The sequence below is a fragment of the Aureivirga marina genome (assembly GCF_015767265.1).
Taxonomy (GTDB): Bacteria; Bacteroidota; Bacteroidia; order Flavobacteriales; family Flavobacteriaceae; genus Aureivirga; species Aureivirga marina.
In genome coordinates, this window is the sequence record NZ_JADPIB010000004.1 from 138,069 (window position 1) to 157,400 (window position 19,332).

Sequence of the window (19,332 nt, forward strand, 5' to 3'; positions counted from 1 at the left end):
AAGAATAAAACACAGATGATACATTCAGCAATATTTTTACAAGCAGCAGGTGGTGGATACAACATGATTTTGATTTTAGTAATGTTTGTTGTTCTTTACTTTTTCATGATTCGTCCACAAGTAAGGAAACAAAAACTAGAAAAGAAATTTCAATCAGATCTTACAAAAGGTAAGAAAGTAATCACTACAAGCGGAATTCACGGAAAAATTGTAGAAATCAATGATAATGATAATACAGTAATCGTGGAAACAAGTGCTGGGAAGTTAAAAATGGAAAGATCAGCAATTTCGATGGAATTGAGTAAGAAATTCGATAAAACTTCAGAGAAAAAATAAGCTGAATTGAAAATATTCTAATCAAAGTGAGCTTATATGGCTCACTTTTTTTATCTTACGAGGTAAGATATAAAATTGTAAAAGAATATGATGTCATTTCGAAAATTAAAAGAAAATAAGAAATTTCAAACATTTCTTATTTTTTTATGCCTTTCAGTGATTAGTTGGTTATTGATTAAATTATCAAAAGAATATACAACGTCTGCATATTTCGATATTCGTTATATTAATTTGCCAAAAAATAAAGAGTTAAGTAGTTTTTCAAATAAACAAGTTCATGTTTTAATAAAAGGAACGGGATTTAATTTATTAAAATATAAACTGAAAACACAGACTTTGAATATTGATTTGAGAGATGTGGAAATGCAGTATAAAGATTCTTATTATTATTTGCCAAAATCACATTTTGTAAAAATACAAGGGCAATTAGATAAGAACATCGATTTGAGAAATATTTATAATGACACTATATTTTTACAATTAAATCAGAATATTTCTAAAAAAATACCTGTACTTGCAGATGTAACTTTTCAATTTGAAAATGGAAATAATATTAATGGAAATTATTCTTTGATTCCAGATTCTGTAGAAGTTTATGGTCCTGTGAAAATTTTAAAGAAATTAAATGAAATTTATACAGAAAAATATGATTTTACAGAAGTTTCATCAAATATAAAGCAAATTTTATCGTTGCAAATACCAGAAAACTTAAAAGATTTGAGTTTTTCAGATAAAGAAGTAGTTTTGGAAGCAGAGGTATTAAAATTTACAGAAGCAAATTTAGAGATCCCATTTACAGTTAAAAACGTGCCAGAAGGATTTAACTTGATTACTTTTCCAAAAATGGTTAAAGTGATTTGTCAGGTTCCCTTAAATAAATTTAGCGAATTAAATGAGGATTCTTTTTTCATAGAATGTGATTATAAATATTCCGAAGAACAAAATATTAATTATTTAATACCAATTGTTATTTCGAAGCCAAAGTTTGTAAATTCAGTTAAAATTGTCCCAAAGAAAATAGAATATTTAATAAGTAAATGATAGTTGTCGGATTAACAGGTGGAATTGGAAGTGGTAAATCTACCGTAGCAAAATTGTTTGAAAAATGGAATGTTCCAATTTATATAGCAGATATCGAAGCTAAAAATATAATGAACACCTCAGAAACACTTCAAAAAAAAATTATTAAAAATTTTGGTGAAAATTCTTATAAAAATCGTAAATTGAATAGAGAATATTTAGCAAATATTGTTTTTAATGATAAAAAAAAGTTGAAATTGTTAAATTCAATAGTGCATCCGGAGGTTTTTAAGCATTTTGAAATGTTTAAAGAAAAGTACCGACAAAATTCATACATTATTTATGAAAATGCTATTTTATTCGAAAATAAAAGTGACGTTCTTTGTAATAAAATCATTGTAGTTACAGCCCCAACAGAGGAAAAAATACGTAGGGTAATGGATAGGGATAATTGTTCTAGAGAGGAAGTTATTGCTAGAATGAATAATCAAATGTCTGATGCTGAAAAAATCAAGCGAGGAGATTTTATCATTCATAATAACAATAAAATGGAGTTAGAAGCTGAAGTATTCGAAATTCATAAAAAAATGCTTCAAATCAGTGAAAAAAATGTCTAATATTTATTTTTTTTTGTTAAAAATGTATTAAACGTTTTTTGTTTATGTTAATAAAAGTTAAAAAATTTATAATTATCCTGTTAAAAGAGTAGTTTTGTAATATGGGAAAAAAGGTATTTATACTCATAATTTTACTCATGAGTATTTCCTTAGTGGGAATTATTGTAGTGCAGGTTTATTGGATTAAAAGTTCCATAGAAATTCGAGATAAAGAATTTAAACAAGATGTACAATTTGCTTTAGCAAATGTTTCAGAAGATATTAAGAATAATGAAGTACTTTATTGGTACAAAAAAGTTTCTAAGAAAATTTCTGAAATAGATAAACCAAAAAGTTCTGATATAAAGCAAATTATATTCAAGCAAATTGATACAACAGGAAATATAACATTTATCTATACGCAAAGTATATTTGAAGAAAAATATGATGTGCCAGCTGAAATCTTTGAAAATGATTCTTTGAGCTTTAAAAAAATATATAGTAAGGAAGAAGTTAATGTATTTCATGAATCGCTTGATGGGCAACCAACAATGTCGGAAGAAAATAATGAAAATTATACGAGATACGCAAGATTTGGAGACTTACAATTAACAAATTTTGAGATGATTTTTGATGCTGCTGCGAAAGCAATTCCTATTCAAAATAGAGTATCAAATGATGAACTTAAAAAAGCAATAGAAAAGGAATTAAAGCAAAGAGGAATTTCAACAGATTTCAAATACGGAGTGTATAATAATCATTTTGCAACTCCAATACGTTCTGGATATTTTAATAAAGATGACGGTCAAACTTACAAAGTACCGATGTTTGAAGACAAAGAAGGATTCAGTGAATATCAATTATACGTAAGTTTCCCAAAACAAAAGAGATATATATTATCAACAATTTTTAAAATGTTGATTCTTTCAGTCTTTTTTATCATTATTATCATTTTAGCATTTGGTTCAGCGATTTATCAAATGATAAAGCAAAAAAGAATGTCTGAAATGAAAACAGATTTTATCAATAATATGACGCATGAGTTTAAAACTCCGATTGCAACAATCAATTTAGCGTTAGATGCGATAAAAAATCCGAAGATAATTAATGACGAAGAAAAGGTCTCTAGATATATCAACATGATACGTCAAGAAAATAAAAGAATGCATTCTCAAGTGGAAAATGTATTACGTATTTCAAGATTAGAGAAAAATCAGTTAGATATAGCGAAAGAAAATATAGATATAAAGACATTAATGGATGAAGCTATTGAGCATGTAGATTTAATTGTAAAATCAAGAAATGGTTACATTAAAAAACATTACAGCGCATCCAATACACATTTTTTAGGAAATCAATTTCATATAACAAATGTTCTTGTAAATATGTTAGATAATGCAATTAAATATTCTGAGGAGGCCCCAAAAGTAGATGTTTACATCGAAAATACAGCTAAGAATATTTTAATTAAAATACAAGATCATGGAATGGGAATGAGTAAAACAGTTCAAAAAAATGTGTTTAAAAAGTTTTATAGAGAACAACGAGGTAATATTCATAATGTAAAAGGACACGGTCTAGGACTGTCATACGTTAAAAAAATAGTTGAGGAACATCAAGGCGTAGTTTACGTAGAGAGTGAGAAAGGAAAAGGAAGTACTTTCTATATTAAATTACCTTTGATTTAAATAGTGAAGATATGAAAAACGGTAAAATTTTATTGGTTGAAGATGATCCAAATTTTGGAACAGTATTAAATGATTATTTAGCATTAAACGATTTTGATGTGACACATGCTAAAGACGGATTGGAAGGTTTAATTATGTTTAAAAACGATGATTTCGATCTTTGTATTTTAGATGTAATGATGCCAAGAAAAGATGGTTTTTCTTTAGCAAAAGACATTAGAACTACAAACCCTGAAGTGCCAATTATTTTTCTTACAGCTAAAACAATGAAGGAAGATGTTTTAAGGGGTTATCAAGCGGGAGCAGATGATTATTTAAATAAACCTTTTGATTCAGAAGTTTTACTGTACAAGGTTAAAGCAATCTTACAGAGAAAAGAAGCAGACAAAAATTCAGATGCTGATCAATTCGAATTTACAATTGGTAAATTCCATTTCAATTCTAAATTGAGACATTTATCTTTCGATGGTGAAGAGCCACAAAAACTTTCACCAAAAGAGAACAAATTACTTAGAATGTTAGTTATCCACAAAAATGACTTAATGCCAAGAGAGTTAGCATTGACGAAAATTTGGAGAGATGACAATTATTTCACATCAAGAAGTATGGATGTGTATATCGCAAAACTTCGTAAGTATCTAAAGAGAGATGATTCTGTGGAAATTTTAAATATCCATGGAGAAGGATTTAGATTGGTTGAGAAAGTATAAAACATATTATTAGTTCTCTTTAAGATAAAGGTTATTCAGCAATGAATAACCTTTTTTTATGTGTTAAATAAAATAAATCCAACGTTATTTTTTTATTTTTGGGAAATTTTAAACTATTCATTAGATGAAATCAACCCGAAAAGTTATTTATTCTTCCCTGATATTATTTCTGTTTATTTTTTCCTGTACAACAATCGATGATGGAATTACAAGAGATAAATTTTCTCCAATTGGTAAATGGAAATTAATTGCTTTTAGTAATACACCTGAAGTAAATTGGATTGAAGTAGAAGACGGTTATGAATTTAATTTATTGCCAAATTATACTTTTGAATCTGAAAAATATGAAAGTTGCCCAACAGGACATTTTGAATTAATCAACAAAACTATTCATTTTGATTACGATTGTACTATTTTAGGTGAATTTGAAAATGCAGAAGGTAAAATCTTAGATTCCTATTATTTCGATGAATTAGACTTAGTTTTAACTCCAAAATATGGAGATTGCCAGAATATTTGTTTCTATAAGTTTGAACGAATTGAAGGAATTGAAGAGGAATAAATAATTATTTTCTGTATATTTCATTTGAAACTATTATATTGAAAACCGACTCACTAAACCCTTTCAAATACTAACTAAATGAAATATTATAGACTATTTTTAATATTAGTTTCCTTTATTTTCATGTCCTGCCTCAACCAAGAAGAACTTATTCATGTTGAAATTGTAGGAGATTGGAAACTTGAAAAAATTCAAGAATTTGATGGATTAAACGATGAAGATTTTTTAGAATATGATTATGCTGATACTGAAATTATCTTTCATTTTGAACCAAATGGCCAACTAGAAATTTCTGAAGACAATTCCATCTTGGAATTTGGAAATTATTTTTATGAAGTTACTTCTCATGATAATATTTCCTGTATAGAAATTGATGGTTTAAAATGGAATTATGCTTTAGTAGGTGATAATCTAATTTTAGATAGATCTTTTATTTTTGGGCCTACAGTATTTTTAACGAATCAATTCTAAAAATCTTTAAAATTAAACGTACTTTTGCGTTTCAAATAACGAAGTATGAGTACGGAAAAAAGTATGGAGCAAAGATTACAAGAGCTTCCAAAACTTTCTAAGGAGAAAATGGTAGAATCTAGAAAATATTTTGCCAGACTTAAAAAAAGAACTCCTAAAAATTTAGATTTGATTATGCAGGATTTGCATGAGGAAGAATTTGCAAAAACAGATTGTCTTTCTTGTGCAAATTGTTGTAAAACTACAAGTCCGATTTTTACTGAAAAAGACATTCAACGAATTTCGAAACATTTACGAATGAAAGAAATTCAGTTTATGAAAAATTATATTGAAAGAGATGAAGATGATTTTTATGTGTTAAAATCTAGCCCTTGTCCTTTCCTTGATAATGATAATGAATGTTTTATCTATGATGTTCGTCCAAAAGCATGTGGTGAATATCCTCATACAAATAGAAGAAAATTTATACAAATTACAGATTTAACGCTAAAAAATACTGAAATTTGTCCAGCTACTTATGAAATAGTTGAGAATTTAAAAAAGAAACTTCCAAAATAAAATTTAGAAAAATTAGGTAAATATGCTTTTAAAAGTACAATTTTAAGAGAAAATTTATGGAATAAAACTTGCTTTTAAATTGAAAATAAAGTCTCGTTTTATTAGAATTCTCTTTAAGAAATTAGTTACTTTTGTAGGCAACAACATAACATAAAATCAATGAAAAAATATACATTCACAGAAAAGAAAGACACTCGTTCAGGATTTGGAGATGGTTTGACAGAACTAGGAAAAACAAATGAAAATGTAGTTGCACTTTGTGCAGATTTAACAGGTTCATTAAAAATGAATGAATTTGAAAAAAATCATCCTGATCGTTTCTTTCAAGTAGGTATTGCAGAAGCAAATATGATCGGAATGGCAGCTGGAATGACAATTGGAGGAAAAATTCCTTTTACTGGAACTTTCGCAAATTTCTCTACAGGTCGTGTTTATGATCAAATTCGTCAATCTGTTGCTTACTCTGGGAAAAATGTGAAAATCTGTGCTTCACATGCTGGATTGACTTTAGGAGAAGATGGAGCAACTCACCAAATTTTAGAAGATATTGGTTTAATGAAAATGTTACCAGGAATGACAGTAATCAATCCTTGTGACTATAATCAAACAAAAGCTGCGACAATTGCAATTGCAAAACATGAAGGTCCTGTTTATTTACGTTTTGGTCGTCCAAAAGTTCCTGTATTTATGCCAGATGAACCATTTGTAATTGGAAAAGCAATTCAATTAACAGAAGGAACAGACGTTACAATTGTTGCTACTGGACATTTAGTTTGGGAAGCTTTACAAGCTGCTGAAAAATTAGAAGCAAAAGGAATTAGTGCAGAAGTAATCAATATTCACACAATTAAACCTTTAGATGAAGAAGCAATTTTAAAATCTGTAGAAAAAACTGGATGTATCGTAACTGCTGAAGAACATAATATTTTAGGTGGTTTAGGTGAAAGTGTTTCTAGAGTTTTAATTCAAAATAATCCTGTTCCTCAAGAATTTGTAGCTGTAAATGATAGTTTCGGAGAATCTGCAACTCCAGCTGAATTAATGGAAAAATATGGATTAAGTGAATCTGCAATTATCGAAAAAGTAGAAAAAGTAATTAAAAGAAAATAAATCATAACCATTGATATAATTATTTCAAATGAAAAAACTAATTTTAACTTTAGCAATCGTTTTAGGAGCAATTCAATTTTCAAATGCTCAAATTGCAATCGGAGCAAAAGCTGGAGTAAACTTCGGAAAAACAGGAGAATTTAAAGCTTTTAATCAATTAATTTCTCAGTCTATTAATGCTGATAATAAAACTGGTTACGCTTTTGGTGCTTGGGTTCGTGTAAAAATTCCTGTAATTGGATTTTATGTTCGTCCTGAATTAAATTATGTTCGTATACAATCAGAATACGATGTTAATGGAAATGAAGATTATTCTTTAGATAGATTAGATATTCCAGTATTATTTGGAAAGAAATTCTTAAAAGTTGCAAATGTATTTATAGGTCCTAATTTCCAATACACTTTAGGAAATGATTTTGATGCTGGAAACTTAAGAGAAGCTGAATCAAAAGATTTTTCTTTAGGATTAGTAATCGGAGCTGGAGTTGAATTAGGAAAATTTGGTCTAGATATCCGTTGGGAAAAAGGTTTATCTGATTCTACTATTGAATATATTGAAGATAATACAAATACAAACTTTAAGTTTGACAATAAAACAGAACAAATTTCTATCAATCTTTCATATAGATTATTCGGAAAATAAACTGTTTTTGATATAAATTAAAACGACCTTTAATAGAGATTAGAGGTCGTTTTTTTGTATTTAAACTAATTAATTTTAGATTTCTGAAACCAAAACCCTTCTAAATCTAAGCTTAAATTGAGCATGTGATAGTTTTCTTGAATTAAATCATTGCTTAATTCTCCTTTTCTTCCATAAGAATAATTAATATCAATCAAGGACGAAGTTCGTTTATTCAGTGGTAAACCTAAACCAAGATTGACTGAATAATTTTTAACTCTATCTTTATTAACAAGTACATTTCCAGTGTCGTAATTTAATCCAAAACGATATTGAATTCGTTGCGAATATGTAATTCCATTTTTTTTAGGAATAAATTCCATTCCCAAACCAAAATTATCTTGATCTACAAAATCGCCAAAAGAAGCATGTTGATTTGTACTTTTCCAAAAACTTCTTCGATAATCTAGATTTAAAGCAACTTTTGGTGAAAGCTTTTTATAAAATCCAATTCCAACTTCAAAAGGCAATTTAAATGCTTCTACATCATCATTTGTTTCAATTGCTTCTTCTCCTAAAACAGCAATATATCTTTTTTGTTCACCATTTAATTTTGTCGGAAAAGTAACAGTTGCACCCAGAGAAAAAGTATTGTTTACATCGTATTGAATTCCATTTTTAAATTGGATTCCTCGATAATAATTTTGTATTTCAATTACTAATCTTTCTCTATTAATATAATTTGTTTCTAAATCTGTAATTTTCCCAAAATAATAAGAAGCAGAAATTCCAATTCGTAAATTTTCCATTAACTTATAACCATAATTTACTTGAAAATTATTCAATCCACCAGAACCTTCAATGTCAGCTAAATAAGTTTCTTGGCTTCCTTCAATTTCAAATTCAACATCTTTAAAAAGATAACCAACATTTGTATAAGGCGTCAAAGAAATTCCTAAACCAGAATTTTTTGAAATAGGAAAAGCTAAAGCAATTCCAGAAAAAGTTGCATTGATTCTTTTTTCTGAATTTGCATTTTGTTCTAAAGTCTCCGTTTGCGATTTCATTCCAATTGTAAACAAAAATGAATTTTCATTAAATGAGCTAAAAGCAGCGGGATTAGATGAATTTATAAAATCTGAAGACGGAATTGCAATAGCAGATTTTCCTAAGGTATTTATTTTTCCAAAATTGGATTCATTAAAAACACCAAGTCCAAAAATGGAATATGGAGAACTTGTGAATTTATTTGTTTGAGCGAAAATTTTAAAACCAATTAAACAAAAAACTATGAAAATTATATTTTTATTCATCATCATAAAGCGCGTAAGTTAATTCTAGAGTTGCTCTTTTTTCTTCTTTTGAAGGATTGTTTTCAAAAACAATTCTTTCCACAGAGTTTTGAAAATTGACAGGATACACACCAAGATAATATTCTGTAAAAGGTTCTCTTAGTTTTAATTCTAAAAAAGATTTGATATCAAATTCATAGAAAAGTTCATTGAATTCGTTGTTCTTTCGATTCAAAATTCCAATCACAGCAGCATCTTCTTTTGTTTGTTTAAGTTCATCAAAAGGAGTGTGATTTGAATTTAAAATAATGATTCTTAAAGAATCAGAAATATAAAGATTATCACTTTCGGAATTAGCTTTTACAGGCAATTTTAATTTTGCTCCAACAATAGTTCCTTCTCCCTGAATATCGTAGATACTTTCATAATGTGGAATGTCAATTTTTGTCAAAATTCCTGTTCCAGCTTGTGCGTAAGATTCATTATTATTTGAAATTGAGCTAACTTCATCTTCTTCCGTTTCCAAATCCGACAAAACAGTATTTTCCTTATTTGTTTGAATGTTATTAAAACTATTCCAAAACAAAACATTAAAATCTTTTTGATATTCTGCTTCTTCTTCAAACTCACTTTCATTTTTATAATAAAGTCTTAAAATACTATTTTCAGAGAATCCAATAACCGAAGCATTGTCTTGTGTATTTTCAACAATTAATCCTTTATATCTTTCATAAAATTCATTTGCATCATTGATTTCATCGTGCTTTATTTCATTAAATAATTGTTCTCCAAAAGCATCATCCAATCGAATATGAATTGAATCATTTTTTATTGGATTTGGATGATAAGAAAAGTTAGCCAAAGGAAAATTACTAGATTCTATTTCATTTGTGTTGTAATAAACATCATTTTCAATAGGTTTTAAATCATCTGTTATCTCAGAAACTTTTAAAAATTGTGGTTGTAAAGTATCATTATAAAAATAATTGTCATGCATTAAAATCAAGGCAATCGAATCGTATTCACTATGAGAATTAATACTATTAAAACTTGTATAATTTAAATACAAATAACTTTTTGTTTGAATTTTTCCAAGATAAGAATCCTGATAAGAACCAGTAAGAATTCTTTCTGTATTCATCAGGATAGAATCTAGTTGTATCGTAGAAGTTTGTACTTTCATCGTATCGATAAAAATTACTTTTGTATCAGAGTTTATCCATTCTTCACCAATCGTCAAAGGATCGTCATTATTTTGTGTACAGGCAAATAATAGACATCCAATGAAAATCATAAATATATATTTCATTTTATCTAATTTTCGCCAAAAATAGATTGCTTCTAAAAGCTTCGCTAAAAAGTTATATTAAACAAAGAAAAATCTAGACAAATACAGGAAAAGAATCGATAAATACAAACAGAGATTTTTATCGGTAAAAACATAGGTTTTGTATAGAGAAAAAGTGGTTTTATCTATTATATTTTCTGAGATTTTAAGCTAAGAATACATTTGCCTGAAAATAATAAGAAATGAAGGTGAGATTGTTTTTTTTAGGATTATTTTTTGTTTGCTTACATAGTAAAGCACAAGATAGAGAGTTTTTCAGATTTTCATATAAATTAAATCCGATGGGAGATGTAGAAATGAATGAAACTTCTGTTCGCTTTACAATTCCAACGAAAATTAGTGAAGATAAATTTTTGTTTCATACAATTGGTGGAAGTTATTACGATTTCTCTTATCATGATACATTTTATTTTCAAACAGAAAACTTAGAAAATATTTATAGTTTTCACTATACTTTGGCTTATAATCAGAAAGTTTCTGAAAATTGGAGAATGCATATGTATGCAAGAATTGCTTTAAATTCCAATTTAGAAGGAAGTTTATCTACATCTGATTTTTTTCCAACAGGAGGGATGGTTTTTAACAAGAGAAAAGGAGGGAAAACAAATTTCTCTAATTTGTCTTTAGGAGTTGCATACACAACTCGTCTAGGAAAACCTCGAGTTATTCCAGTAATTAAATATTATAAGCAAATTAATGCATTCATGGCATATAATATTGGTTTAGCTGAAACCTTTTTTAAATACTCTTTTGACCAACGAAAATCTTTAAAGTTTGGAATTCAATTAAATGGTTTTAACGCAAACATTTCAAATTCTCTTTATGTAGATGGAAAACAGGCTTCAAATATTGTTTTTAGCACAGGAAATTTAGGATTAGAATATAATTATAAACTTTCAGAATCTTGGTCAATCTTCGGAAGAGGTGGATATTCTTTATGGAATACGTATGCTTTAGAAGATGATGATTATAATAAAGTTTATGAATTTGATACAACAACAAATTGGTTTTTTTCAACAGGAATCAAGTTTAACTTTTCAAAATAATAGAAATTAAAAATGAAGATGAATACAATTTATAAAGTAAGTTTATTTTTTATGACAATTGCTTTTGCAAGTTGTTCAAGCGATGATGATTCGCAAATAGGAAACTGGGTTTCTAAATCTGTTTTTGACGGAATTCCAAGAAGTAGTGCTGCAAGTTTTACAATTGGAAATAAAGGATATGTAGGAACAGGTTATGATGGTGATGAATATTTAAATGATTTTTGGGAATATGATAGTGATGGTGATTATTGGGTTCAGAAAGCGGATTTTCCAGGCGTTAAAAGAAGTTCGGCAATTGGTTTTGCAGTTAATCAAAAAGGATATGTAGGAACTGGATACGATGATGTTAACGAACTTCAAGATTTTTGGGAATATGACCCGACATTAAATGTTTGGGAACAAAAAGCAGATTTTGCTGGTGGAGTTAGAAGATCTGCTGTCGCTTTTGAAGGAATTAATTCTGGTTATGTAGGAACTGGATACGATGGAACAAATGATAAAAAAGATTTCTGGAAATATGAACCTATTACAGATTCTTGGACAGAAGTTGTTGGTTTTGGAGGAGAAAAAAGAAGAGCTGCTGCTACTTTTACTATTGATGGAAAAGTTTATTTAGGAACGGGTGTAAGTAATGGTTTATACAAAAGTGATTTTTGGGTTTTTGATCCATCAACAGAAATTTGGACGCGAAAAAAAGATTTAGATGAAGATATTGATAGTTATAATATTTTAAGATCAAATGCTGTTGGACTTGCAATTGGTGAATTCGGATTTTTTACAACAGGATTTAATGGAGGATCTTTAAATAGTACTTATCAATACGATCCGTATTCGGATTCTTGGGAGGATATAACTGGTATTGAGGGAGTTTCAAGACAAGATGCAACAGGATTTAATATAAATGGCAAAGGTTTTGTGGTATTAGGAAGGACAGGTTCTCTGTATTTAGATGATAATTATGAGTTGCTTCCTTTCGAAGAATATGATGAGGAAGACTAAAAATATAAAGTAAAAATCGTATTAAATAATTTCGTTTTATTATTTGGCTCATCTGAAGTTAGACATTTTTTTTCATATATTTATTAGAACACAATAGGTAATAATTATACGGAGGATGAGCCTTTTTCTTTTCAAATGAAAAATAACTTTCACTATATTTTTTTCGTATTTTTTTTAAGTTTTTTTGTAATTTCTTGTACAGAAAACAAAGTTGATTTAGATTCTTTAAATATAGAAATAATTAAAAATTCTTATGGTTTTGGATACGAAATCAAACAACAAAGTAAAATTTTAATTAAACAAGATTTTATTCCAGCAATTCAAAATAGAAAAAGATTTTGTTCCTTTGAAGACGCAAATAAAATAGCTTCTTTAGTTGTAAAAAGAATTAAAAACAAAAAGAATCCAAGAATTACTTTACAGGATTTACAAGAATTGAAAATAGAATTAAATTGTAAAAAATAATAGATATTCTATGTGGAGTTTTTTTAAAAATAATGGCATTGTTGTAAAACATATTTTTGTTTGGTCACTTATTATTGTTGCCATTTCTCTTCAATTATATTATCTCACAGATCGAATTCCTTACCCATTTTTATCACGAATTTCATTCAATATTGGGCTTTATTATTTAAATTATATTTATCTAGTTCCTTATTTATTACTAAATAGAAAAAAAGTTGCTTATTGGATTATCGTTTTTGTGCTTTGTATTGGAGTTGCTGTAGTTTTTGAGAAATATTTGACTGTTCCACGACAATGGGATTATTTTAAATATGCGAAAAATTCTCCATATTCACCAAAATTAGCAATTACATTAGTAGTAAATTTTTTATTGATTTTTATCGGAATTTCTAATAAAATTTTCGATGAATGGAGCAAAAGAGAAAAAAGAGAAAAAGAAGTTGAAAAGCAACAAATTGTCGATAAATTAGAATATTTAAAACACCAAATCAATCCACATTTCTTATTTAATTCTTTGAATAGTATTTATTCTTTAAGTGTAAAAAAATCAGATAATGCACCAGAAGCAATTATCACACTTTCTGATTTGATGCGTTATATGTTATACCAAACAGATAGCGAATTTGTTCCACTTGAAAAGGAGTTAGATTATATCCGAAATTATTTTAATTTACAAAGATTACGAATTGCAAAAAGCGAAAAAGTAAATCTTCGAATTGAAGGTTTGAATTTCAATTATAAAATCCGTCCATTAATTTTGATTTCTTTTATTGAAAATGCTTTTAAATATGGAACAAACACAGATGGAAATACAGAAATTGATGTGCGAATTTATATTGAAAAAGAACGATTATTTTTCTATTGTGAAAATATTATTGGAAATATGAAACAAAAGGAAAATAGTTATGGAATTGGTTTGAAAAATACCAGAGAAAGGTTGAACTTACTCTATCCAAATCAATATGAATTGAAAGTAGAAACAGTGAATAATAAATTTCGAATCGAATTAATTTTAAATTTAGAAGTATGAATTGTGTAATAATTGATGATGAACCTCTTGCAGTTGATATTATCGAAACTTTTGCTGAAAAAGTTTCTTTTTTAAAGATTGTTGCCAAATTTAATAATGCTTTAGAAGCTTTTACTTATTTGAATTCACATAAAGTTGATTTGATGTTTTTAGATATTGAAATGCCAAATTTAACTGGTGTTGAATTGGTGAAATCTTTGGATTCACAAAATACACAAGTTATTTTCACAACCGCTTATTCTGAATATGCTTTGGAAGGTTTTAATTTAAATGCAACAGATTATTTATTAAAACCTATTTCTTTTTCTCGATTTTTAAAAGCAGTTACAAAAGCAAAAGAAAAATTTGATTTAACACATAAAAAGGAAGAAAATTCTACACATATTATTGAAAATGTAAAATCAGAATTTGTTTTTGTAAAATCAGAATATGAAAACATAAAAATAAACCTTGAAGATATTATGTACATTCAAGGTTTAAAAGATTATATAAAAATATATGTAAAAAACAGTGATAAAGCGATTTTGACACTTTCTAGTTTTAAAGAAATATTGCAAAAATTGCCAAATAATTTTCTGAGAGTTCACCGTTCTTATATTGTAAATTCAAAATTTATTGATTCGATTCAAAAATCGAAAGTGATTATTGAAAAGCAACGAATTCCAATTGGAGACACTTATAAAGATGAAGTTTTTGAAAAATTAGGAATCTAATCTTTTTGAAAAATAAATTCGTTGGTGACCTTCTGGGAAATTTTCTATTTCACCTATGATTTTATACTGTTGTTTTAAATAAAATTCTTTTGCTTGAAAATCAAAAGTATCTAACATTGCTATTGTCGCTCCTTTTTCTTTTGCAATTTTTTCAGCTTGATTTAAAATTTTAGATCCAATTCCTTGGTTTCTATATTTTTCATTTACCCATAAAACTTTAATTTCAAATCCATTCCAACAACCAATTCCTCCAAGAATTCCACCGATAACTTTTCCGTTTTCATTTTCTGCAAAATATTCAATTGGTGTCCAGTTTGGCGCTAAAAAAGGGACTTTTTGTAAATTATAAGAATTGATTCCGTCTACAATTTCTTTAATTGCTTTTTCGTTACAAATTTTAATTTCCATTTTCTTTTAAAATTTTTGACAAATTTATAGTAATAAATGACTTTTAGAAGAAAATCGATTTTAAATCGAAAATAAAAATGAAGTTAAGATAATTTTATTTTTCATAATCTGTAACTTAAAATCTGTAATTTGATTGTGAAAATTTAAATTATAAACTAATGCTTTTATTCATTGAATTTAAAGGAATTTTTAATAAATTGGAACATTCAATTTTAAATTAAAATTGATAAATTTAAGTAAATAAAATAAAAATAGGGGTTATGAATACATCGTTAAAGTTTGTCGGAATTATAGGAGTTATTGGAATTAGCTTGACTTTGATCAATGCTAAAAATATCAATGAAGTTGATACAGCAATTTCAAAAAGAGATACAGTGAATGTAAATACAAGTAAATTGTATGAAATTAAAGCATTAAAAATTCCAGAAAATTTGAATTTTGCTGGAGAAAAAGTTCCACTTGAAGAACACGATGTAAAAGAACGAATTGACAGAGAATTATTAGTAAATACTTACTGGCAATCCAATGGATTGTTGTTGATAAAAAGAGCTGAAAAGTTTTTCCCTATTATAGAGCCGATTTTGGCAAAGCACGGAATTCCAGATGATTTTAAATATTTAGCTGTTATTGAAAGTGGTTTGATGAATGTTTCTTCACCTGCTGGAGCGAGAGGATATTGGCAACTGATGAAAAAAACAGCGAAAGAGCTTGGTTTGGAAGTAAATGAAAATGTAGATGAAAGATATGATATTAAAAAATCTACAGAAGCAGCTTGTAAATATCTTTTAAAATCTAAAGAAAGATTTGGTTCTTGGACTTTAGCTGCTGCGGCTTATAATGCAGGGAATGCTGGAGTTTCAAGAAGATTAAAAGCACAAAAAGTAGAAAATTATTACGATTTATTATTAGTTTCAGAAACTTCAAGATATGTTCCTCGAATTATTGCCGTAAAAGAAATAATGGGAAATCCACAGAAATATGGATTTGTATTTGAAGCAGAAGATTTATACCAACATCCAGATTTTAAAGTTGTTGAAGTTGATTCTGTTATTACGAATTTGGCTGATTTTGCTTTAAAAATGAATACAAATTATAAGAAATTAAAAATTTATAATCCTTGGTTACGCCAAAATAAATTAAATAATAAATCGAAAAAGAAATACTTTATAAAAATACCGAAACAATCATAAATGAAAATGACAACATTATTAATTGCAATTTTAATTGGAATTTCTGCTGGAATGTTAAGTGGACTTGTTGGCGTTGGTGGCGGAATTTTAATGGTTCCAATGTTTGCTTATTTTTTGGGACTTTCTCATCATAACGCCCAAGGAATGAGTTTGGCAGTGATGCTTCCGCCAGTAACAATTTTAGCAGTAATGAATTACCATAAAAGTGAACCAATTGATTGGAAAGTTGCAGCAATTGTTGCCGCATTTTTTATCATTGGTGGATTTTTTGGATCTAAAATAGCTTTAATTATCAATCAAGCAGTTTTGAAAAAAATCTTCGGAGTATTGATGATTATTGTAGCTATAAAACTTATTTTTAGTAAATAAACGACTTAATTATACTAATTTATAGAAAGCTTCTAAAATTTATTTAGAAGCTTTTTTTGTTTTTATATTTGTAAAAGAATTTTTATGAAAAATATGTAAATGATTGATAATTAAAAAAATAAATGAAAATATATTAATAAAAATTAAGAGAATTGTTTAAAAAGTTATAACTTAAATAATAGAAATCTTTACATTATTTGGTTATGATGGAATTTAAAAATAATAGACCTTTTTTGAAGAAATCAGAAGCTTTAAATTATGTAGAATTGTTATGTGAAAATGCAATTTTATCTGAAAAAGGAAAAAGCTTATTTGTGGATTTATTAGATTTTGACGATTATCTTACCAGAACAAAATTACTTTATTTGTTGGTGAATTTTTTTCAAAATGATTTTGAATATCGAACAGGTTTGAACATGTATGAAGCCTTGTTGGAGAAACGAAAAGAAGGTGAAATATTGGATATTGAAAAAGAGTTTGAAAAGAAATATTTTAACTCAAAAGCATATCTTATCGAAGCGGAAATTGAAAACGAAGAAGTTTCTTATGATGCGGAATTAGTTCTTTCTTTAGACGAAATTCCCTCGCTTGATATTCATGAAACAGATATCATTCATCCAAAAAGAAGTGTTTTAGGAAAAACAATTACACGAACTTTGTTTGATTTACAAATGATTGGCTTGATTGATGATCAGATTTTAAATGAAGTTTTATCAAATATTGATAACGAACATTTGTTTTTAGAATCTGCTGTTATTGATTTTGCTGCAAAAAGATTACATGAAAAAGAAAATTTTACTTCAGAGCATAAAAAACAATTGGAAATTTTAAAACAATTGAAAACAGAGAAATTTCTGAGTGAAGAAAGTTTTGCAGCAATTTTATCAACTTATGAACCAGATAGATTAAAGACAATTTTTGAAATTTTTGATCTTTGTCCAAATGTGATGAAATGGAGTTTTTCGGAATATTTTGATAAAAATGAAATCATTCATAAATACTATCAAGTTTTTAAAGATTTTCAAGAAGTTATTCCAAACTTTAAAATGGTTGAGTTTTCGATGAACGTTAGAAATGAAGAGGAAGAATCATTTGATTTGGCAATTCACTTCAAAATAGATCATCTTTTTTATGGTACTGTGATTCCAATTTATAAATATAAAAAAGGATATAAATTTAAAGTTGACAATCAATTATTAGTTCCTATAAATAAATTCCTCAAGGAAAATATTTCTGATTTTCTATGTTTTTCAGTACAAAATTACAATGTCGACATTGATCGTGTTGAATTTTATTTATTGAAATTAAATGAAAAACAAAGAGACGTTCTTGAGCTTTGGGAATATAAAAAATACTTTCAATTTATAGGAGGAGAGGAGTTTGATTCGATTTTTTCGCCATCAAAAATACAGAAAGCTATTATGCTTTTAGAAGAAATAGGTTTTTTTGATGATATGACAAAGCAAGAAATTAAAGTTGGAATTCGAAATTGTGTAGAAAATGCAGTTTCTAGTTTTGAAGAAATTGTTTCTTTTTTCCCTAATACGTTGTTTTCTTTTTTGGAAGTTATGGAAGATTTAAGCAGACCTTATGAGAAAGAAACGATTCGTTTTTTTGAGTTTATCCGAATTAATTTAATTCCACAAAATATTTTAGATACTTATATTTTACAAGAGTTAGATTGCTTGCTTTCCTTTGAAGTTCAAGAAAAAAGATATCATCAAATTTTAGGAATTGATGAAGATTATTATGATATGCTTTATAAGGATTTATTGTTAAGAGCAGCAAAAGATTTAGGTGTGAATTTGGTTTGTTTTGATAATTTATTTTACATGAAATTTTCAGAAAATCAGTTGAAAAAAATTAAAAAAGAATTCCCGGAATTTTGTGAAAGAATTAAAAAAATCTAAATCATGAAAAAAATCTACTTGCTATTTTTAATCAGTTTTCTTTGTTTTTCTTGTAAACATAAAACAAAAAAAGAATTGAAAACTGGAGAAGTAAAAAGATATGTTACAAAAGACAATTTTTTTAGAGGATTTTTGTTTAGTGAAATTAAAAAATCAATGAGTTTGAGTGATTTTGAAGTTTCAAAAGTAGATACAGATTCTGTGATTTTTCATAAAGAAATAGATCCTATTGAAACAATTTATGGACAACCAATAGGAAATGATACGATTCTTTATTTTGTAACTTATTCTGCTGGAAGTGGAGCGTATAAACATATTTACCCGTTTCGAATTGAAACAAATAGAAAAGTAAAATATGTTTCTTTTCCACCAATTTCAACAGAAGGTTACATGGGACATGATTCTATTTATTTTCAAAATGGAAAAATTTATTGGAAATTTCCACTTTTCAAACAATCTGATACAAATATGAAACCAACAGGAAAAGTGGAAACAAATGTGTATCAACCTGTAATTGTAAATGATAGTTTATTTTTCAAAGAAGTTTTACCTTAAAATTAATTGTTCTACTGTATTTACTCCAATTTCGCGATTTAGCATTTCAATTATTTTTGGTTTTCCATGACTTAATTCTTCACGAAGTACAGAAGAAGAAAGTTTGACAATCATTGTTTTTCCTTTTAATTCTACATTTTCGGTATAAGAATTTACACCATTTCCCATAATTTTCACCCAAGCTTCTTGTGCATTAATTTTAACAAAACCTCGTTTTAAATTATTTTCTTGAATAAAAGCATCCATTAAATCTTTTATAGAAAAAGAATCATTTTGTCGTTTTGCCATGTTGGATTTGAATTAAAAGTTAATTAGAATTTTTGCAAAGAAACAA

23 protein-coding genes are annotated in these 19,332 nt (G+C 27.3%); 19 read left to right on the plus strand and 4 right to left on the minus strand.

The window, feature by feature from the left end; translation table 11 throughout:
* Positions 1 to 15 precede the first annotated feature (15 nt).
* The 10 genes from yajC (at position 16) to I1A51_RS09685 (ending at position 7,694) form a co-directional block, all read left to right on the plus strand.
* The gene (gene yajC / locus I1A51_RS09640; RefSeq protein ID WP_196893367.1) at positions 16 to 336 is read left to right on the plus strand and encodes a preprotein translocase subunit YajC; all 321 of its coding nucleotides are present in this window, start codon (positions 16 to 18) and stop codon (positions 334 to 336) included.
* A gap of 171 nt (positions 337 to 507) precedes the next feature.
* Positions 508 to 1,377 (plus strand): YbbR-like domain-containing protein, encoded by an 870-nt coding sequence (locus tag I1A51_RS09645; RefSeq protein WP_196893369.1) that lies wholly within the window; start codon positions 508 to 510, stop codon positions 1,375 to 1,377.
* Positions 1,374 to 1,973, plus strand: coding sequence for a dephospho-CoA kinase (gene coaE / locus I1A51_RS09650; RefSeq protein ID WP_196893371.1), 600 nt, complete (start codon positions 1,374 to 1,376; stop codon positions 1,971 to 1,973). Before I1A51_RS09645 ends, coaE begins: the two co-directional genes overlap by 4 nt.
* A 137-nt stretch (positions 1,974 to 2,110) precedes the next feature.
* Complete coding sequence (locus tag I1A51_RS09655; RefSeq protein ID WP_231374008.1) at positions 2,111 to 3,640, plus strand: sensor histidine kinase; 1,530 nt, start codon at positions 2,111 to 2,113, stop codon at positions 3,638 to 3,640.
* Positions 3,641 to 3,651: 11 nt separating this feature from the next.
* Positions 3,652 to 4,350: a response regulator transcription factor gene (locus I1A51_RS09660; RefSeq protein WP_196893375.1), complete on the plus strand. Its 699-nt coding sequence runs from the start codon at positions 3,652 to 3,654 to the stop codon at positions 4,348 to 4,350.
* Between the two features lie 124 nt (positions 4,351 to 4,474).
* A complete protein-coding gene (locus I1A51_RS09665; RefSeq protein WP_196893377.1) occupies positions 4,475 to 4,912 on the plus strand; it encodes a hypothetical protein in 438 nt (145 codons plus the stop codon).
* Between the two features lie 78 nt (positions 4,913 to 4,990).
* Positions 4,991 to 5,383, plus strand: a complete 393-nt coding sequence (locus I1A51_RS09670) for a hypothetical protein (protein ID WP_196893379.1) — start codon at positions 4,991 to 4,993, stop codon at positions 5,381 to 5,383.
* Positions 5,384 to 5,446: 63 nt separating this feature from the next.
* On the plus strand, positions 5,447 to 5,941 hold the full coding sequence (locus I1A51_RS09675; RefSeq protein ID WP_196893937.1) for a YkgJ family cysteine cluster protein: 495 nt from the start codon (positions 5,447 to 5,449) through the stop codon (positions 5,939 to 5,941).
* Positions 5,942 to 6,100: 159 nt separating this feature from the next.
* The gene (locus I1A51_RS09680) at positions 6,101 to 7,051 is read left to right on the plus strand and encodes a transketolase family protein (protein ID WP_196893380.1); all 951 of its coding nucleotides are present in this window, start codon (positions 6,101 to 6,103) and stop codon (positions 7,049 to 7,051) included.
* A 28-nt stretch (positions 7,052 to 7,079) separates the two neighbouring features.
* The gene (locus tag I1A51_RS09685) at positions 7,080 to 7,694 is read left to right on the plus strand and encodes an outer membrane beta-barrel protein (protein WP_196893381.1); all 615 of its coding nucleotides are present in this window, start codon (positions 7,080 to 7,082) and stop codon (positions 7,692 to 7,694) included.
* 65 nt (positions 7,695 to 7,759) lie between these two features.
* Here the strand turns inward: I1A51_RS09685 and I1A51_RS09690 are convergent, their stop codons facing one another.
* Positions 7,760 to 8,992, minus strand: coding sequence for an OmpP1/FadL family transporter (locus I1A51_RS09690; RefSeq protein WP_196893382.1), 1,233 nt, complete (start codon positions 8,990 to 8,992; stop codon positions 7,760 to 7,762).
* Entirely contained in the window at positions 8,979 to 10,274 is a 1,296-nt protein-coding gene (locus I1A51_RS09695; RefSeq protein WP_196893383.1) for a DUF4270 family protein, read from the minus strand. Before I1A51_RS09695 ends, I1A51_RS09690 begins: the two co-directional genes overlap by 14 nt.
* A gap of 221 nt (positions 10,275 to 10,495) precedes the next feature.
* Between I1A51_RS09695 and I1A51_RS09700 the strand changes: the two genes are divergently transcribed.
* The 5 genes from I1A51_RS09700 (at position 10,496) to I1A51_RS09720 (ending at position 14,566) form a co-directional block, all read left to right on the plus strand.
* Positions 10,496 to 11,359: a DUF6268 family outer membrane beta-barrel protein gene (locus tag I1A51_RS09700; RefSeq protein ID WP_196893384.1), complete on the plus strand. Its 864-nt coding sequence runs from the start codon at positions 10,496 to 10,498 to the stop codon at positions 11,357 to 11,359.
* A 12-nt stretch (positions 11,360 to 11,371) separates the two neighbouring features.
* Positions 11,372 to 12,358, plus strand: a complete 987-nt coding sequence (locus tag I1A51_RS09705; RefSeq protein ID WP_317192843.1) for a Kelch repeat-containing protein — start codon at positions 11,372 to 11,374, stop codon at positions 12,356 to 12,358.
* Positions 12,359 to 12,493: 135 nt separating this feature from the next.
* On the plus strand, positions 12,494 to 12,823 hold the full coding sequence (locus tag I1A51_RS09710; protein ID WP_196893385.1) for a DUF4907 domain-containing protein: 330 nt from the start codon (positions 12,494 to 12,496) through the stop codon (positions 12,821 to 12,823).
* Between the two features lie 10 nt (positions 12,824 to 12,833).
* A complete protein-coding gene (locus I1A51_RS09715; protein ID WP_196893386.1) occupies positions 12,834 to 13,853 on the plus strand; it encodes a sensor histidine kinase in 1,020 nt (339 codons plus the stop codon).
* Positions 13,850 to 14,566 carry a LytR/AlgR family response regulator transcription factor gene (locus tag I1A51_RS09720; protein ID WP_196893388.1) on the plus strand — a complete coding sequence of 239 codons (717 nt, stop codon included), beginning with the start codon at positions 13,850 to 13,852 and terminating at the stop codon, positions 14,564 to 14,566. Before I1A51_RS09715 ends, I1A51_RS09720 begins: the two co-directional genes overlap by 4 nt.
* Here I1A51_RS09720 and I1A51_RS09725 read toward each other — a convergent pair.
* On the minus strand, positions 14,555 to 14,974 hold the full coding sequence (locus tag I1A51_RS09725) for a GNAT family N-acetyltransferase (protein WP_196893389.1): 420 nt from the start codon (positions 14,972 to 14,974) through the stop codon (positions 14,555 to 14,557). The two genes, I1A51_RS09720 and I1A51_RS09725, sit on opposite strands and share 12 nt — an antisense overlap.
* A gap of 260 nt (positions 14,975 to 15,234) precedes the next feature.
* On the opposite strand from I1A51_RS09725, the gene I1A51_RS09730 reads away from it, so the two are divergent.
* The 4 genes from I1A51_RS09730 (at position 15,235) to I1A51_RS09745 (ending at position 18,998) form a co-directional block, all read left to right on the plus strand.
* The gene (locus I1A51_RS09730) at positions 15,235 to 16,164 is read left to right on the plus strand and encodes a lytic transglycosylase domain-containing protein (protein WP_196893390.1); all 930 of its coding nucleotides are present in this window, start codon (positions 15,235 to 15,237) and stop codon (positions 16,162 to 16,164) included.
* On the plus strand, positions 16,165 to 16,533 hold the full coding sequence (locus I1A51_RS09735; RefSeq protein WP_196893391.1) for a TSUP family transporter: 369 nt from the start codon (positions 16,165 to 16,167) through the stop codon (positions 16,531 to 16,533). It begins immediately after the preceding gene.
* A gap of 203 nt (positions 16,534 to 16,736) precedes the next feature.
* Entirely contained in the window at positions 16,737 to 18,443 is a 1,707-nt protein-coding gene (locus I1A51_RS09740; protein WP_196893392.1) for a hypothetical protein, read from the plus strand.
* A 3-nt stretch (positions 18,444 to 18,446) separates the two neighbouring features.
* Positions 18,447 to 18,998, plus strand: a complete 552-nt coding sequence (locus I1A51_RS09745) for a hypothetical protein (protein ID WP_196893393.1) — start codon at positions 18,447 to 18,449, stop codon at positions 18,996 to 18,998.
* On the opposite strand, the gene I1A51_RS09750 is transcribed toward I1A51_RS09745, so the two are convergent.
* Positions 18,990 to 19,286: a DUF721 domain-containing protein gene (locus tag I1A51_RS09750; RefSeq protein WP_196893394.1), complete on the minus strand. Its 297-nt coding sequence runs from the start codon at positions 19,284 to 19,286 to the stop codon at positions 18,990 to 18,992. The two genes, I1A51_RS09745 and I1A51_RS09750, sit on opposite strands and share 9 nt — an antisense overlap.
* Positions 19,287 to 19,332: the final 46 nt, after the last annotated feature.

Coding starts and splice junctions, on each gene's coding strand:
- I1A51_RS09670 (WP_196893379.1), top strand. CDS start 4,991: ATGAAATATTATAGACTATTTTTAATATTAGTTTCCTTTATTTTCATG.
- I1A51_RS09675 (WP_196893937.1), top strand. CDS start 5,447: ATGGAGCAAAGATTACAAGAGCTTCCAAAACTTTCTAAGGAGAAAATG.
- I1A51_RS09700 (WP_196893384.1), top strand. CDS start 10,496: ATGAAGGTGAGATTGTTTTTTTTAGGATTATTTTTTGTTTGCTTACAT.
- I1A51_RS09735 (WP_196893391.1), top strand. CDS start 16,165: ATGAAAATGACAACATTATTAATTGCAATTTTAATTGGAATTTCTGCT.
- coaE (WP_196893371.1), top strand. CDS start 1,374: ATGATAGTTGTCGGATTAACAGGTGGAATTGGAAGTGGTAAATCTACC.
- I1A51_RS09680 (WP_196893380.1), top strand. CDS start 6,101: ATGAAAAAATATACATTCACAGAAAAGAAAGACACTCGTTCAGGATTT.
- I1A51_RS09750 (WP_196893394.1), bottom strand. CDS start 19,286: ATGGCAAAACGACAAAATGATTCTTTTTCTATAAAAGATTTAATGGAT.
- I1A51_RS09660 (WP_196893375.1), top strand. CDS start 3,652: ATGAAAAACGGTAAAATTTTATTGGTTGAAGATGATCCAAATTTTGGA.
- I1A51_RS09745 (WP_196893393.1), top strand. CDS start 18,447: ATGAAAAAAATCTACTTGCTATTTTTAATCAGTTTTCTTTGTTTTTCT.
- I1A51_RS09710 (WP_196893385.1), top strand. CDS start 12,494: ATGAAAAATAACTTTCACTATATTTTTTTCGTATTTTTTTTAAGTTTT.
- I1A51_RS09690 (WP_196893382.1), bottom strand. CDS start 8,992: ATGATGATGAATAAAAATATAATTTTCATAGTTTTTTGTTTAATTGGT.
- I1A51_RS09685 (WP_196893381.1), top strand. CDS start 7,080: ATGAAAAAACTAATTTTAACTTTAGCAATCGTTTTAGGAGCAATTCAA.
- I1A51_RS09725 (WP_196893389.1), bottom strand. CDS start 14,974: ATGGAAATTAAAATTTGTAACGAAAAAGCAATTAAAGAAATTGTAGAC.
- I1A51_RS09730 (WP_196893390.1), top strand. CDS start 15,235: ATGAATACATCGTTAAAGTTTGTCGGAATTATAGGAGTTATTGGAATT.
- I1A51_RS09655 (WP_231374008.1), top strand. CDS start 2,111: ATGAGTATTTCCTTAGTGGGAATTATTGTAGTGCAGGTTTATTGGATT.
- I1A51_RS09705 (WP_317192843.1), top strand. CDS start 11,372: ATGAAGATGAATACAATTTATAAAGTAAGTTTATTTTTTATGACAATT.
- I1A51_RS09665 (WP_196893377.1), top strand. CDS start 4,475: ATGAAATCAACCCGAAAAGTTATTTATTCTTCCCTGATATTATTTCTG.
- I1A51_RS09695 (WP_196893383.1), bottom strand. CDS start 10,274: ATGAAATATATATTTATGATTTTCATTGGATGTCTATTATTTGCCTGT.
- I1A51_RS09715 (WP_196893386.1), top strand. CDS start 12,834: ATGTGGAGTTTTTTTAAAAATAATGGCATTGTTGTAAAACATATTTTT.
- I1A51_RS09740 (WP_196893392.1), top strand. CDS start 16,737: ATGATGGAATTTAAAAATAATAGACCTTTTTTGAAGAAATCAGAAGCT.
- yajC (WP_196893367.1), top strand. CDS start 16: ATGATACATTCAGCAATATTTTTACAAGCAGCAGGTGGTGGATACAAC.
- I1A51_RS09720 (WP_196893388.1), top strand. CDS start 13,850: ATGAATTGTGTAATAATTGATGATGAACCTCTTGCAGTTGATATTATC.